This window comes from Clostridium mucosae (assembly GCF_024622765.1).
In the GTDB taxonomy this organism is placed as follows: Bacteria; Bacillota; Clostridia; order Clostridiales; family Clostridiaceae; genus Clostridium.
This window is the reverse complement of sequence record NZ_JANKAF010000001.1, coordinates 648,400-664,193: the sequence shown is the minus strand read 5'-3', so window position 1 is coordinate 664,193 and position 15,794 is coordinate 648,400. Positions and strand designations below refer to the sequence as shown.

Genomic DNA, 15,794 nt, shown 5'->3' with positions numbered 1-15,794 from the left:
CCTTGCATAAATCTCTGTTTGACATAATTAATCCTCCTAATATGCTAAGGACAAATATCAAATTAATTATATCAGATACTTTGCAAGACTAACTTCTGTTTAAGTAAAAAAACGGAAGTTACTTTTTCAATTTACAATAAAATAAAACATCTATATAATAGATATTGACATAAAAGCTTTAAAAATGTAAAATCAATTTAATTTAATAAAATTGAATTTGATATTTATATTGTAGGTGAATAACAATGAATGATTATAATAATCTAAAGTTAGATAATCAAATATGCTTTTCTCTTTATGCTGTATCACGGGAGATAATAAAACTGTATAAACCAATATTAGATGAATTTAATCTTACATATACTCAATATATAGTTATGCTTGTATTGTGGGAAGAAAGAAAAGCAACTGTAAAACATCTTGGTAATAGGCTACATTTAGATTCTGGCACCTTAACACCATTACTAAAAAAGTTGGAAGGAATGGAGCTTATAACTAGATATAGAGATGAAAATGATGATAGGGTTGTAATAGCTGAATTAACTGAAAAAGGTTCTAGTCTTCAAGAAAAAGCAAAAGATATTCCAAGTAAGATGATGTGTAATATTAATATTTCAAAGGAAAAAGCTATTGATTTAAAAAAAAATCTAGATGAATTACTTAAAAGTTTAGAATAATTTTAAATAGAGTATGTTTAGTTTTTAATTAAATATACTCTATTTTTATATATAAACAAATTTATTGCATAAAACTTTATACTAGAGTACTATATTAGGTGTTTATTAAAAAAACGGAGTGATTAATAATGGAAGAAAGATTACAAAAATATATGGCAAGATGCGGTGTAGCATCAAGAAGAAAATGTGAAGAAATCATATTAAGTGGTAAGGTAAAAATAAATGATAAGATTATAAATGAGTTAGGAGTAAAAATTGATCCTTCTAAAGATAAAGTATTTTATAACGGGAAACGAATACTTCCTGAAGAAAATAAACTATACATAATGTTAAATAAGCCTGAAGGGTATATTACTTCTGTAAAAGATGAAAAAGGTAGAAAAACTATATTAGATTTAGTAAAAGTTAATGAAAGAATATATCCTATCGGAAGATTAGATTATGATAGTTCAGGATTAATTTTATTAACTAATGATGGTGATATATATAATAAAATAATACATCCAAGAGTTGAAGTTGAAAAGAAATACATTGCCTTATGCAAAGGTATGTTTTCTGATGATGAAATTAAAAAGTTTGAAAATGGAATTGATATAGGTGGATACATAACCGCTGATGCAGAAATTAGACTAATTGACACGGAAAAAGATAAAAAAACTAATACAATTAATTCTTTAGTTGAAATTATAATTCATGAAGGGAAAAATAGACAAATAAGAAAAATGTGTTCAGCATTAGGTCATGAAGTTATAACACTAAAAAGAGTAGCTATTGGAGATATAAAATTAGGTTATTTAAAAAGAGGTGAGTGGAGAAATTTAACTAAAGAAGAATTAAATTATATAAATTCATTATAGGGGGAAATATGTACAGATACGTAGGAAATATTAGTGATTTATCACATTACATAATAAAAGATTTTGTATTAAGTAAAAGAGTAGCTATAGATGCAACATTAGGTAACGGACATGATACAGATTTTTTATCTAGCATATTCGAAAAAGTTTATTCATTTGATATCCAAAAGCAAGCTTGTGATAACTATAAATTAAAAGAAATTGAGAATGTAGAAATTATAAATGATTCTCATCACTTATTAAAAAAATACATTGATGAAAATGTTGATTGCATAATGTATAATTTAGGATTTTTACCAGGAGGAGACAAAGAAATTACTACGTTGCATAATACTTCCTTAGAGAGTATTAAAGAAGGTCTTAATATTTTAAATAGTGGTGGAATAATGACTATATGTATATATAGAGGTCATTATGAAGGTAAAATAGAAGAAACTTGCATTTTAGAGTATTTAAAAAATTTACCTAAAAATAAGTTTGGAGTTATGGTTCAATCATACCTAAACAGAGAAAATATCTCGCCTTTACTTGTAGTTATAGAGAAAAAATAAAATTGACAACTTTACAATTTGTTATAAGTTTTTATAATGAATATATAATAAAATGAAATAATTATTGATGAATTATTCAAAAAATGATAATATATAAATATAAATTTATAAGTAAAAGTTGTTAAGTTTAACGAAAAGAAGGGATACAGATGGATAATAATCTTAATGAAAACTCAAAAGATTTGATGCGATTAATACAAGCGAGGTTCCCAAGGTTAAGTAAAGGCCAAAAGTTAATTGCAGAATATATCTTAAAAAATTATGATAAGGCTGCATTTATGACTGCAGCAAAATTAGGGGTCTCTGTTGGGGTTTCAGAGTCAACAGTAGTTAGATTTGCTAATGAATTAGGTTTTTCTGGCTATCCTAAGCTTCAAAAAGCATTACAAGAATTAATAAAGAATAAACTGACAACAGTTCAAAGATTGGAACTTTCTAATGATTATGTTAGTGAGGGATATGCTCTTAAAGGCGTACTTAAAGCAGATATGGAAAATATAAGAGCAACTCTTGAAAAGATAAATTATAACACATTTGAAGAAGTTGTTAATAAGATATTTGAAGCTAAGAGAATATATATTATAGGGCTTAGAAGTTCAACAGCTTTAGCTGAGTTTTTAGGTTTTTACTTAAATATTATTTTGCAAAATGTTAAGACAGTGGGCTATGGAATTTCTGATATATTTGAACAAATGATTAATGTGGAAGAAGGAGACTTGGTAATAGGAATAGGTTTTCCTAGATATGCTTCTAGAACTATAGATGCGCTTGCATTTGCACAAGATAGAGGGGCGGATGTTGTAGCAATTACAGATAGTCTTTTATCTCCATTAGCTTCTAAAGCTGATTATGCATTAATAGCTCAAAGTAATATGGCATCATTTGTTGATTCACTTGTAGCACCTTTATCTGTAATTAATGCATTAATAATTGCTGTAGGTATGAGGGAAAAGCAAAGTATTACAGATACATTTAACAACCTTGAGTTAATTTGGAAGGATTATAATGTATATTCTTATAACAATAGAAATGTTGGAGACGATTAATAATAAAAGTGTTAAGTTATGTTTATTAAACATTTCTTAGCACTTTTTAATTACTTGTTATATTGAATTAAAGATGTTAAGATGATATATTTATTATGACAAAATAATGCATTAGGAGGATTATAATGAAAAAAGTAATAGTTATAGGAGCAGGACCAGCAGGAATGATGGCAGCTATAACAGCATCTAAAAATAATAATGTTATCTTATTAGAAGGTAACGAAAAGTTGGGTAAAAAGTTATTCATTACAGGTAAAGGAAGATGTAATGTTACAAATATTAAGGATATATCAGAATTCTTTGATTATATACCAGGTAATCCTCATTTTTTATATAGTGCATTATATACATATACAAATGAAGATACAATTAATTTTTTTGAATCTCAAGGAATAAAATTAAAAGCAGAACGTGGAGGTCGCGTTTTTCCATTTTCAGATAAATCATCTGATATAATAAAAGGTTTATCAAATGAACTTCTTAAAAATAATGTTGAAGTAAAATTGAATAGTAAAGTCACTGATATAATTTTAAAAGAAGGTAAAATAGTATCTGTAAAAGTAAATAATGAGTATTTTATAAAAGCTGATTATTTTATTATTGCAACAGGTGGCGTTTCTTATCCATTAACAGGTTCTAAAGGAGATGGATTAAGATTTTCAAGAAAGCTAGGCCATAATATAACAGAATTAAAACCATCATTGGTTCCAATAGAGTTAACAAATGGCTGGGTTAAGGAGTTAACAGGATTAACTCTTAAAAATATAGAAATATCAATTTTTGATGAAAATGTAAAAAAACCTTTATATAAAGATCAAGGAGAAATGCTATTTACAAGCTACGGAGTATCAGGACCTCTTGTTCTTAAAGAATCAAGATACATAAAAAATCAAGGTAATTACAATATTAATTTAGATTTAAAGCCTGCTTTATCAAATGAAGAGCTAGATAAGAGGATTCAAAAGGATTTTAAAAAATTTATTAATAAAGATTTTAGAAATTCGCTAGATGAATTACTTCCTAAAAAACTTATACCAATTATTATTGGACTTTCTAAAATACCAGAAAATAAGAAAGTAAATGAAATAACAAAAGAAGAAAGAAGAAATCTTGTGAATTTAATAAAGGAAATCAAATTGAAAATAAAGGGGCTCAGACCTATAGAAGAAGCAATAGTAACATCGGGTGGAGTAGATACTTTGGAAATTGATCCTTCTACTATGAGATCTAAGATAATATCTAATTTATCATTTGCAGGGGAAGTTATAGATGTTGATGCTTTTACTGGAGGATATAATGTTCAAATTGCATTATCAACAGGATTTTTAGCTGGAAGCAATATATAAAATTACTTGTTAAAAATAGATAATAATAATATAATTTATATGAAAATGTTTTTCAAATACGAAAGGTGGAATATTATTTTGAGAATATCAGTTGCTATAGATGGACCAGCAGGAGCTGGAAAAAGTACAATCGCTAAATTAGTTGCCAAAGAATTTAACTTAATGTACATAAATACAGGAGCGATGTATAGAGCTGTAGCTTTAGTTGCAAGAGAAAATAATATAAAAGATACAGATATTGAAGGTTTATGTGATTTAATTGATACACTTGAAATGAAATTTGAAAATGATGATTTGATTTTAAATGGAGTTAATGTTCAAGAACAAATAACAATGCCAGAAATAAGTGCAATAGTATCTAAATATGCGTCTATCCAAGAGGTAAGATCAAGATTAGTTAAATTACAAAGAGATATGTCAAATAAATTTGATGTTATAATGGATGGGAGAGATATTGGTACAGTGGTACTAAAAGATTCTAAATTTAAATTCTTTTTAACTGCAACACCAGAAGCTAGAGCAGAAAGAAGATATAAAGAATTAAAAGATAGAGGTTTAACTGTTGATTACTCAAATATACTTGAAGATATAATAAAAAGAGATTATATGGATAGTAATAGAGAAGTTGATCCTTTAAGAAAAGCAGATGATGCTATTGAAATTGATACAACAGGATTATCAATTTCAGAAGTAACAGAAAAAATATGCGTAAATATAAAAAATAATATTTAATAAAAATATTATAGTCTAAACATTTAAAATTATAATATACTTAAAATATAATATGTAATTAAACTTAGGAGAATTAATATGAGTAAAGTGGTATTAGCTGAAAGTGCTGGATTTTGCTTTGGAGTACAAAGAGCCGTAGAAGAAGCACTTAAAGTAAAAAAACAATATGATAAAAAGATATATACATTAGGGCCATTAATACATAATAATGATGTAGTTAGATATTTAGAAAAAAATGATATATATTCAATTGACTTTAGTGAAATTGACAAGTTAGAAAAGGGAGATGTAATAGTAATTAGATCTCATGGAGTAACAAAACAAGTTGTAAATACTTTAGAAGAAAAAGGTCTAGTAGTAGTAAACGCAACATGTCCATATGTAACTAATATTCATAAGAAGGTTAATAAATATTCAGATTTAGGATATAATATTGTTATATTAGGCGATGACAAGCATCCAGAGGTTATTGGAATAAATGGATGGTGTAATGATAGTGCTATAATAACAAAAGATGGTAGTTTCGAAGAAGAACTTCCTAAAAAGATTTGTGTTGTATCACAAACTACTGAAAAGGAAGAAACATGGAAAAAAACATTAAACAATTTATCTTCTAATTCTAAGGAATTATTAGCATTTAACACAATTTGTTCTGCTACAGAAGTAAGACAAAAAAGTGCTAATGAATTATCTCAAAATGTAGATACTATGATTGTAATTGGAGGAAGAAATAGTTCTAATACGACTAAACTTTATCAAATAGCAAAATCTAATTGTCCAAATACAATTCATGTTGAAAATGCTAAAGAACTTACTAAAGAGTTTATAGAAGAAAATAAGGGTAAAGTTGTTGGGGTTACTGCTGGTGCATCTACTCCTGACTGGATAATAAAAGAAGTAATTGATATTATGGAGGGAAAGATTAATATGGAAGATCAATTAAAGCTAATGGAAGAAATGGATAGAAGATTTAGAATTGGAGACGAAATAAAAGGTGAAATTTTATCCATTGGAAGAGAAGAACTAGTTATTTCTCTTATTGGATATAAATCAGATGGAGTTATTCCATTTAAAGAACTTACTTCTGAAGCAAATTTAGAATCATATCTTTCTTCAGTAAAAGTTGGAGATGAAATAACAGCAAAGGTTATAAAGCTTAAAAATGAAGATGGTAATGTGGTACTTTCAAGATTAGAATATGAAAAGAAAGCTACATTAAGTGAACTTGAGAACTTATTTAATAATAAAGAAGTATTTTCAGTTGTAATAAAAGACGCAAAAGAAAAAGGTGTAATAGGATATTATAAGGGTGTTAGAATATTTATACCAGCATCTCAAGTTGATATAAGATTTTCAAACGATAGAAGTAATTTAATAGGCCAAGAATTAGAAGTAAGACTAATAGACTTTTCATTAGAAAATCCTTCAAAGATAGTTGCATCAAGAAGAGTTATATTAGAAGAAGAGAAAAAGGTAAAAGAAGATGCTGCATGGGAAAATATAAATGTTGGTGATGTTGTAAAAGCTGAAATTAAGAGATTTACAAACTTTGGAGCATTTGCAGATATAAATGGAGTAGATGGATTAATACATTTATCTCAAATATCATGGAGTCATGTAAAGTCAGCAGAAAGTGTTCTTAAAAAAGGACAAATAGTTGATGTTAAGATAATAGAAGCAGATAGAGAAAATAATAGACTTTCTCTTAGCATAAAAGCATTAACTCCAGAACCATGGAGCAATATAGAAGAAAAATATCCAGAAGGTTCTGCAGTTCTAGGAAAAGTAGTAAGAATTAGTGATTTTGGTGCTTTTGTTGAATTAGAACCAGGAGTAGATGGATTAGTTCATATTTCTAAAATAACTCATGATAGAATCAATAATCCTGGAGATGTTTTAAAAATTGGAGACGAAGTAAAAGCAATAATTCTTTCAGTAGACGCAGAAAATAAAAAAATAGCATTAAGTATAAAGGATGCTGAATAAGTAATATATATATTAAGACACACATATAATTTTATGTGTGTCTTTTAGATTTTAATATTTATTATCTTGACCAGAATATTATGGAAGAAGTATACTAATTTATATAGAGAATAAAAGGGGTTTACAATAATGTTAGAGAAATTGACATTAAATAATATGGAATCTTTTAAAGGACTTTATTCTAAAAGTATGCAACATGAAAATTATGATAAAGATTTCTTTAAGTGCTATAATAATCAAAATTTCTTAATAAAATTTTTATATAGAAAATTTATGAGAATTATAAAATTGAATAATACTGATATCGGATATATATGGTACGAAACACCAATAGATAAATATATTAGAATTTGGGCATTATATATAGATTCAAATTATATAAATCTAATAAACAAATCTACATTATCTTATTTTGATAATAATACACTTTCTTATGAAGCAATAGATAATATAGAAAACTCAGTTATTTTAGAAAAATTAGGGTTTAAAAAATTTAAATATACTTCATTAATGGAAATGAATATAGAGGACTATAATAATACTGAGAGAATTTATGAAGTCTATAATAAAATGACCAAGAAATTAAACTGGAAGAAGAATATTAATTCTAGCACCTTATTTTCCACAAGAAAATTACTAGTAGGAAAAGATGAGGAGCTAAGGTGTAATATTCAAAATGAAATATTTGGCGAATGGAATAGAAGACCATTAACTGTAGAAGATATATATAACGATATGACACAAGACTATTTTCTAAAAGACTTATGTATATTTGGAATGATTAATAACTCATATATTGGGTATGGTCAAATAATATTTAATAGAGAAATGTTTACAATAGTTAATTTTGGTATAGTTAATGACTTTAGAGGGATTGGTTTAGGAAAATTATTATTGCATGAAATAATCTTATATGCTAAAAAGTCAGGGATTAAAGATTTAGCTATTAGAGTAGATTGTAATAACATAAATGCTATAAATTTATATAAATGGATAGGATTTAAGGAAAAATATAAAATAGTTATTTGGGAAAGAGAATGATATCAATAAATAAAAACTGGATCATTATATAAGCTAATAATCCAGTTTTTATTTTTGTCTTAAAGATTCATAATATACTATTAATAAATTAATTAATAAAATCTTGACATTTTACTCTTAGCTAATAGTGTAGACTCTCCTGTTTTTTCCCATTTTTCAACTTGATTAATAGCTTCTTCAGGCGCTTTTCCCAAACCAACAAGTACACCTGATAAGATAAATTCTTGATATAAATGTTCAGGATTTATACCTTCTTTTGATTCCATTAAAGCACGATCAACTAATGGGGTAATATATTTAACCCAGTCGTCTGGAGTAAATTTAGATGTATCCTGTTGAAGAGAATCCCTACTTTTTGATGACTTATTAGTATTATTTAATGAAAATAAATAGTTATATTTTGAAGCATGTTTTAATTCATCCATAATAATATCAAATAACATATCTTTATATGCTCCAATTGGAAGTGCTCTTCTAATTGCTTTATATTTATCTACAGCTTTTAATTCACCAAACAAAGCTGTTCTTATTCCATCTATAAAAAATGATGGTTTTTTTAAGTTTTCTTCATTCATCGTATTAATTTCATTACCAGTAAAGTCTTTATAAATTTTTCTGAAAAGTTGATTATGCTTACGTTCATCATTTCTAATTGACTCAATTATTTCTTTCTCTTCTTTTGTAGGAGCTAAACTAATTAAAAAGTCATAAAACAACTCATCTTCTCTTTCGCCTTGAACAGCTTTTCTTATTTCATCAAGAGCTAAAGATAATTGCGGATGAGGTTTTTGATTATTTTGTAATTCATCCATAAATATTAATAATCCTCCTACGATTAAATATGTTTTATATATTATATTAATATGAGATAAAATGGATATACTTAATGCTTATTATTTTTAAAATTATTATTAAAAAATAAATTAAAATATAGTGAATAAATATTTAATAATAATAAATATTTAGCTATTTAAAAATAATTAAATATTTATTATAATGTTATTGGGGAAAATATATTTCTAAAAAGGAGAATACTTATGAAAGAAGAAATTAAAGAATTAAAATATTACATAGAGACATGGGGATGCCAAATGAATGAAGAAGATTCGGAAAAGCTATCAGGTATGCTTAAAAGTGTAGGATACACTAAAACTGAATCAATAGAGGAAGCTGGCATAATAATATATAATACTTGCTGCGTAAGAGAAAATGCAGAAAATAAGGTTTTTGGTAATTTAGGAGAATTAAAGCACTTAAAAAAGAAAAATCCAGATTTAATAGTTGCAGTATGTGGTTGTATGATGCAACAAGAAGGAATGGCAGATAAAATACTTCAAAAGTTCCCTCATGTTAACATAATATTCGGGACACATAATGCATATAAATTCCCAGAATATTTAAACAGAGTTAGAACAGAAGGTGTTCAAGTTAAAGAAATATTTAATAAAGAATCTGAAATAGTGGAAGGCCTTCCAATAGATAGAGAAAGTGATGTAAAAGCATTTGTTACTATAATGTATGGTTGTAACAATTTCTGCACTTATTGTGTAGTTCCTTATGTTAGAGGAAGAGAAAGAAGTAGAAAATCTGAAGATATAATAAATGAAATAAAAGATTTAGTATCAAAAGGATATAAAGAAATAACTCTTTTAGGCCAAAATGTTAATTCTTACGGAAAAGGGCTAGAAGAAGACATAGACTTTGCTAAGCTTTTAAGAAAAATTAATGAAGTTGATGGATTAGAAAGAGTTAGATTTATGACATCTCATCCTAAGGATTTAAATAAAGATGTTATTTTAGCAATAAAAGAATGTGATAAGTTATGTGAACAAATTCACTTACCAGTACAAAGTGGTTCTGATAGAATTCTTAAGAAGATGAATAGACATTATACTAAAGAATACTATTTAGAATTAATAGATATGATAAAGAGAGAAATACCTGATGTATCATTAACAACTGATATTATCGTTGGTTTCCCAGGAGAAACAGAAGAAGATTTCTTAGATACATTAGATTTAGTTGAAAGAGTTGGATATGATTCAGCGTTTACATTTATATATTCAAGAAGAAATAATACACCTGCTGATATGATGTTAAATCAAGTACCAGATGCTGATAAACATAATAGATTTGATAGACTTATTAAAGTTGTTAATGAAGGTGTTATAAAGAGTAATAAGGTTTATGAAGGGAAAACAGTAGAGGTATTAGTTGAAGGCCCTAGTAAGAATGATGAAACTAAGTTAACTGGAAGAACAAGAAATGGAAAGTTAGTTAACTTCTCAGGTGAAAATGTTAAGGCTGGAGATTTAGTAAATGTTAAGATAGTTAGAGCACAACCATTTTCTCTTATTGGAGAAGTTGAATAATTAGAAATATTAATGTCAAAGAAGTTATGTATTTGCACATAACTTCTTTTTTATTTTATTGAAATAAATTTAAATTTATTTTCATATAATACCAAGAATAATGATTTAGAAAGTGGAGATTATATGAGGGTAAAAAAATCTTTTTTCAATTTAATATTTTGGATTGGACTAGCCATACTATTTAATATATACATATATTTTTCAATGGGAGCTAAACCTGCTATAGAGTTTTTAGGTGGCTATATAATAGAAATGTCTCTTAGCTTAGATAATTTATTTCTATTTTTAATGGTCTTTTCGACTTTTAACATCTCATTAGAGTATCAAGAAAGAGTACTAAAGTATGGAATAATTGGGGCAATGATATTGAGGCTCATTTTTATATTACTTGGTATAGGAATTATAAATAAATTTCATTTTATAGTATATATATTTGGAATAATTTTAATGTTTAGCGGTCTTAAAATGATATTTCATGATGATAATAATATAGATTTTAATAAAAATCCAGTTATTAAGATATTTAAAAAAATTATGCCTGTACATGACAAATTAGCAGGTCATAATTTCTTTATAAGAATAAATAGAAAGCTTTATGCAACTCCTTTATTTATAATTTTAATAATAATAGAAAGTTCAGATGTATTATTTGCTTTAGATTCGATACCAGCTATTTTTTCGATAACTCAAGATCCATTTATAGTTTATACATCTAATATTTTTGCTATAATATGTTTGAGAAGTATGTATTATATACTTAATAGATTAAATAGTATGTTTAAATTTATGAAATATGGGGTAGCTCTTATATTAATGTTTACTGGAATAAAATTGCTAGTTTTATATTTTAATATAGAGATATCTGTATCTATATCAATTTTAATAATATTAATAATTCTATTATGTAGTATTTTATTTTCACTTATTTTTTCTAATGATAATGAAAATAAAAATTTGAGAATTAGGTAATTAATAAAATTATATAGTATTTAATGATAAAATGTATTGAATTATTTTACTTTTATTATTATAATAATAAAAAACATATAAGAAAGATAATGATAAGGAAGAGTAGTTTAACTAAGCATTAAAGAGAGCTAAAGAATGGTGAAAGTTTAGTATGATATGTTAAATGAAGCAGCCTTTGAATCTCGTATTGAAAAATAAGAATACAAATTCTTAATTAGGTATTGACGTTGTTCTCACGTTATAGAGAATTGAATATTTTATATATTCAAGTTGAGTGAGTAAATTAAATTTTACTTATTAGGGTGGTACCGCGGAAGCTATATCCTTCGTCCCTTGTTTTAGGGATGGAGGGTTTATTTTTTTATATGGAGGTAGTTAAAATGGATGAAATTTTAGAAGTCTTAGAAAAAAATAGTAGGTACAGTGATGAAGAAATTGCTTTAATGACTGGTAAAACTGTTGAAGAAGTTAGAAAAGTTATAATGGATTATGAAGAAAAAAACATAATTGCAGGATACACAACTCTTATTAATTGGGAAAATACAGGTAAGGAAACAGTAACAGCTTTAATTGAAGTAAAAATTACTCCACAAAGAGGTGTGGGATTTGATAAAGTAGCAGAAAGAATATATAAATTTAAACAAGTTAAGGCTTGTTACTTAATGTCTTCAGGTGGTTTTGATTTAACTGTAATTGTAGAAGGTAAAACAATGAAAGAAGTGGCTTTATTTGTTTCAGAAAAACTTGCAGTTCAAGAATATGTAACAGGTACTGCTACACACTTTGTATTAAAAAAATATAAAGATCATGGAACTATATTCAAAGAAAGAAAAACAGAAGATAGGGAGGCTATTTTTATATGATTTTAGAAAATATGATATTAGATAATGTTAGGAATATGCCTCCCTCAGGCATAAGAAAATATTTTGATTTAATAAATGAAATGGATGATGTTATATCATTAGGAGTAGGTGAACCTGATTTTGTTACTCCTTGGAATGTTATAGAAGCAGGAATTTATTCATTAGAAAAAGGACAAACTCATTACTCATCTAATTCTGGGTTTGTTGAGTTAAGAGAAGAAATATCAAAGTATTTAAATAGAAGATTTAATTTAAAATATAATGCAACAGATGAGATATTAGTAACAGTTGGTGGAAGTGAAGGAATAGATTTAGCATTGAGAGCTCTTGTTGGGCCAGGAGATGAAGTTATAATTCCAGAGCCTAGCTTTGTTGCTTATAAAGGATGTGCAACATTTTGTGGAGCTACTCCTAAAATAATAAACTTAAGGGCAGAAGATGAATTTAAACTTACAGCTAAGCTTTTAAAAGATGCTATTACTCCTAAAACAAAGGTTGTAATAATTCCATTTCCTAATAATCCAACTGGCGCTATTATGACAAAAGAAGAGTTAAAAGAAATTGTTGATGTTTTAAAGGACAAGGATATTATAATTTTATCTGATGAAATTTATGCTGAATTATCTTATGATAAAGATCATTTTTCAATTGCTAGTTTTAGTGAAGTAAGAGATAAAACTTTAGTTATAAATGGATTCTCAAAAGCTTATGCAATGACTGGATGGAGATTAGGATATGTTTGTGGGCATAAAGTATTAATTGAAGCTTTAAAAAAGATACATCAATATGCAATAATGTGTTCTCCAACAACTGCACAATATGCTGCAATTGAAGCTCTAAAAAACGGTGATGATAGTGTAAGAGAAATGGCTAGAGAATATAATAGAAGAAGACGAATCCTTGTTGAAGGATTTAGGAAAATGGGACTGGAATGTTTTGAACCAATGGGAGCTTTATATGTCTTTCCTTGTATTAAGTCAACTGGAATGAGCTCAGATGAATTTTGTGAAAAGCTATTGATGGAAGAAAAGGTTCTTGCTGTACCAGGTAATGCTTTTGGCGAATGTGGAGAAGGTTTTATCAGAGCATGTTACGCCTCTTCAACTGAAGATTTAATAGAAGCAGTGAAAAGAATAAAGAGTTTTGTTCAAAGAATTTCATAACATATTTTACTATAATGTTAAAGAAATTATATAGATAATGAATGATTATTATGAAAAATTAAAAAAATCCAAATAATTTTCATAAAAATAGTTGCAAAATTGAAAAAATAATAATATAATGGTAAAAAATAACTTTGAACAATGGCGTTCAATAGAAGTCTTACAGAAGTCTTTCTATTGTGCGCTTTTTTTTATAAAAGATTTTAAGGGGGAATGCTTTATGGCAAAATATTCAAAAGAGGATATAAAAAAATTAGTAGAAGAAAATGGGGTTAAATTTATAAGATTGCAATTTACTGATATATTTGGGTCTCTTAAAAATGTAGCAATTACTGATAGGCAATTAGAAAAAGCTTTAAATAATGAAATTATGTTTGATGGGTCTTCTATATCTGGATTTGTTAGAATAGAAGAATCAGATATGTATTTAAGACCAAACTTAGATAGTTTTGTAATTTTTCCATGGAGACCACAACAAGGTAAAGTTGCAAGATTAATATGCGATGTATATAGACCGGACGGAACACCATTTGAAGGAGATCCAAGAAATATATTAAAGAAAGTTTTAAAAGAAGCTGCTGATTTAGGATATTCTATGAATGTTGGACCTGAGTGTGAATTTTTCTTATTAGATACTGATGAATATGGAAATCCAAAATTAAAAACTCAAGATGATGCAGGATATTTCGATTTAAGTCCTTTAGATTCAGGTGAAAATGTTAGAAGAGATATAAGCTTAGTTTTAGAAGATATGGGATTTGAAATAGAGGCATCACATCATGAAGTTGCAGCTGGTCAAAATGAAATAGATTTTAAATATGAAGATGCACTTACAACTGCAGACAATATCATGACATTTAAGTTAGTAGTAAAAACAATTGCCCAAAGACATGGTGTACATGCTACCTTTATGCCAAAACCTTTCTTTGGAATAAATGGATCAGGAATGCATGTTAATATGTCATTAAATAAAGATGGGAAAAATGCTTTTGTTGATGAAAATGATGAATTAGGATTAAGTAAAACAGCATATAGTTTTATAGCAGGATTAATAAAGAACATTAAAGGTATATCTGCAATAACTAATCCATTAGTAAATTCATATAAAAGATTAGTTCCTGGATATGAAGCTCCTGTTTATATTGCTTGGTCAGCAAAGAATAGAAGTCCTTTAATAAGAGTTCCTGCTTCAAGAGGAAATGGAACTAGAATTGAGCTTAGATGTCCAGATCCAAGTGCAAATCCGTATTTAGTACTAGCTTGCCTTTTAGCTGCTGGACTTGATGGTATAAAGAATAATTTAGTTCCACCTGAAAGAGTAGAGAAAAATATATTCAAAATGACTTTAGAAGAAAGAGATCTAGATGGAATTGATAGCTTACCAGGTAGCTTAGAAGAAGCAATTAAGTATATGGAAGAAAGTGAATTAGTAAAAGAAACTTTGGGTGATCATACATTTAATAATTATATAAAGGCTAAAAAGAATGAATGGGATGATTATAGAAGTAAAGTTCATAAATGGGAGCTAGATAACTATTTGAAACAATATTAAATTTACTTGTAAGGGAGCAATGTAGATGGCAATAGATGTAATAGTTGCAGTGAATAATGAAGAAATAGGACAAAAGATAAAAACTATTTTAATTGGAAGTGGTTATAATGTTTTAGCATTATGCACCTATGGAAATGAACTTATACGTGCTATAAGGCAACTTTCACCATCTATAGTTATTAGTGGTTATAAATTTAAAGATATGACATTAATAGATATATATAATAATGTCGGTGAAGTATGTAGTTTTCTTGCAGTAGTTAATGAACCATATAAATCCATTGTTCAAGAAGAAACTGATATATTTTGTGTATCTAGCCCTATAAATAATTCAATATTATTAACTTCATTAGATATGATTTATCAAAGTAATCGAAAAGTTAAAAAGCTAAAAGAAAAGGTAAATGTATTAGAAACAAAAATAAATGAGCGAAAAGTTATAGAAAAAGCCAAAGGTATACTTATGCAACAAAAAGGTATGACTGAAAATGAAGCTTTTAGATATATTCAAAAAAATAGCATGGACCTAGGAGTAAAAATGATAGACTTTTCAAAGAAAATTCTATTAGAAAAATAGATAAAATTTAGGTTGCTAATTCACCATAATAGGAGCTGCCTACGGCAGCTCCATAAAACTAA

At 26.9% G+C, this 15,794-nt stretch carries 15 protein-coding genes and 1 other annotated feature; of the genes, 14 read left to right on the top strand and 1 reads right to left on the bottom strand.

Going from position 1 to position 15,794, the window contains the following annotated elements; translation table 11 throughout:
• The first annotated feature begins 245 nt into the window (after nucleotides 1-245).
• The 8 genes from NSA50_RS03285 (at nucleotide 246) to NSA50_RS03250 (ending at nucleotide 8,236) form a co-directional block, all read left to right on the top strand.
• Nucleotides 246-677 carry a MarR family winged helix-turn-helix transcriptional regulator gene (locus tag NSA50_RS03285; RefSeq protein ID WP_195263104.1) on the top strand — a complete coding sequence of 144 codons (432 nt, stop codon included), beginning with the start codon at nucleotides 246-248 and terminating at the stop codon, nucleotides 675-677.
• A 128-nt stretch (nucleotides 678-805) separates the two neighbouring features.
• The gene (locus NSA50_RS03280) at nucleotides 806-1,534 is read left to right on the top strand and encodes a pseudouridine synthase (RefSeq protein ID WP_195428189.1); all 729 of its coding nucleotides are present in this window, start codon (nucleotides 806-808) and stop codon (nucleotides 1,532-1,534) included.
• 8 nt (nucleotides 1,535-1,542) lie between these two features.
• The gene (locus NSA50_RS03275) at nucleotides 1,543-2,085 is read left to right on the top strand and encodes a tRNA (mnm(5)s(2)U34)-methyltransferase (protein ID WP_195428187.1); all 543 of its coding nucleotides are present in this window, start codon (nucleotides 1,543-1,545) and stop codon (nucleotides 2,083-2,085) included.
• A gap of 149 nt (nucleotides 2,086-2,234) precedes the next feature.
• Nucleotides 2,235-3,131, top strand: a complete 897-nt coding sequence (locus tag NSA50_RS03270) for a MurR/RpiR family transcriptional regulator (RefSeq protein ID WP_195263107.1) — start codon at nucleotides 2,235-2,237, stop codon at nucleotides 3,129-3,131.
• 125 nt (nucleotides 3,132-3,256) lie between these two features.
• Nucleotides 3,257-4,477, top strand: coding sequence for a BaiN/RdsA family NAD(P)/FAD-dependent oxidoreductase (locus NSA50_RS03265; protein WP_257442914.1), 1,221 nt, complete (start codon nucleotides 3,257-3,259; stop codon nucleotides 4,475-4,477).
• Nucleotides 4,478-4,555: 78 nt separating this feature from the next.
• Nucleotides 4,556-5,209, top strand: coding sequence for a (d)CMP kinase (cmk, locus tag NSA50_RS03260; protein ID WP_195428184.1), 654 nt, complete (start codon nucleotides 4,556-4,558; stop codon nucleotides 5,207-5,209).
• Between the two features lie 78 nt (nucleotides 5,210-5,287).
• Complete coding sequence (locus NSA50_RS03255; RefSeq protein ID WP_195428182.1) at nucleotides 5,288-7,195, top strand: bifunctional 4-hydroxy-3-methylbut-2-enyl diphosphate reductase/30S ribosomal protein S1; 1,908 nt, start codon at nucleotides 5,288-5,290, stop codon at nucleotides 7,193-7,195.
• Nucleotides 7,196-7,324: 129 nt separating this feature from the next.
• Nucleotides 7,325-8,236, top strand: coding sequence for a GNAT family N-acetyltransferase (locus NSA50_RS03250; protein WP_195263111.1), 912 nt, complete (start codon nucleotides 7,325-7,327; stop codon nucleotides 8,234-8,236).
• A 92-nt stretch (nucleotides 8,237-8,328) separates the two neighbouring features.
• Here NSA50_RS03250 and NSA50_RS03245 read toward each other — a convergent pair whose 3' ends face one another.
• Entirely contained in the window at nucleotides 8,329-9,048 is a 720-nt protein-coding gene (locus tag NSA50_RS03245) for a ferritin-like domain-containing protein (RefSeq protein WP_195428179.1), read from the bottom strand.
• Nucleotides 9,049-9,273: 225 nt separating this feature from the next.
• Here NSA50_RS03245 and miaB point away from each other — a divergent pair, with 225 nt between their 5' ends.
• From miaB to NSA50_RS03215, 6 genes are all read left to right on the top strand, one after another.
• Nucleotides 9,274-10,608: a tRNA (N6-isopentenyl adenosine(37)-C2)-methylthiotransferase MiaB gene (miaB, locus tag NSA50_RS03240; RefSeq protein ID WP_195428177.1), complete on the top strand. Its 1,335-nt coding sequence runs from the start codon at nucleotides 9,274-9,276 to the stop codon at nucleotides 10,606-10,608.
• A 123-nt stretch (nucleotides 10,609-10,731) separates the two neighbouring features.
• Nucleotides 10,732-11,577 (top strand): TerC/Alx family metal homeostasis membrane protein, encoded by an 846-nt coding sequence (locus tag NSA50_RS03235; RefSeq protein WP_195428175.1) that lies wholly within the window; start codon nucleotides 10,732-10,734, stop codon nucleotides 11,575-11,577.
• 80 nt (nucleotides 11,578-11,657) lie between these two features.
• Nucleotides 11,658-11,914, top strand: a binding site (T-box leader).
• Between the two features lie 43 nt (nucleotides 11,915-11,957).
• Entirely contained in the window at nucleotides 11,958-12,440 is a 483-nt protein-coding gene (locus NSA50_RS03230; RefSeq protein ID WP_195263115.1) for an Lrp/AsnC family transcriptional regulator, read from the top strand.
• Nucleotides 12,437-13,603, top strand: a complete 1,167-nt coding sequence (locus NSA50_RS03225) for an aminotransferase class I/II-fold pyridoxal phosphate-dependent enzyme (protein ID WP_257442908.1) — start codon at nucleotides 12,437-12,439, stop codon at nucleotides 13,601-13,603. The genes NSA50_RS03230 and NSA50_RS03225 overlap by 4 nt, the downstream gene beginning before the upstream one ends.
• A 220-nt stretch (nucleotides 13,604-13,823) precedes the next feature.
• Complete coding sequence (gene glnA / locus NSA50_RS03220; protein ID WP_195428173.1) at nucleotides 13,824-15,155, top strand: type I glutamate--ammonia ligase; 1,332 nt, start codon at nucleotides 13,824-13,826, stop codon at nucleotides 15,153-15,155.
• A gap of 25 nt (nucleotides 15,156-15,180) precedes the next feature.
• Nucleotides 15,181-15,732, top strand: coding sequence for an ANTAR domain-containing response regulator (locus tag NSA50_RS03215; RefSeq protein WP_195428170.1), 552 nt, complete (start codon nucleotides 15,181-15,183; stop codon nucleotides 15,730-15,732).
• Nucleotides 15,733-15,794: the final 62 nt, after the last annotated feature.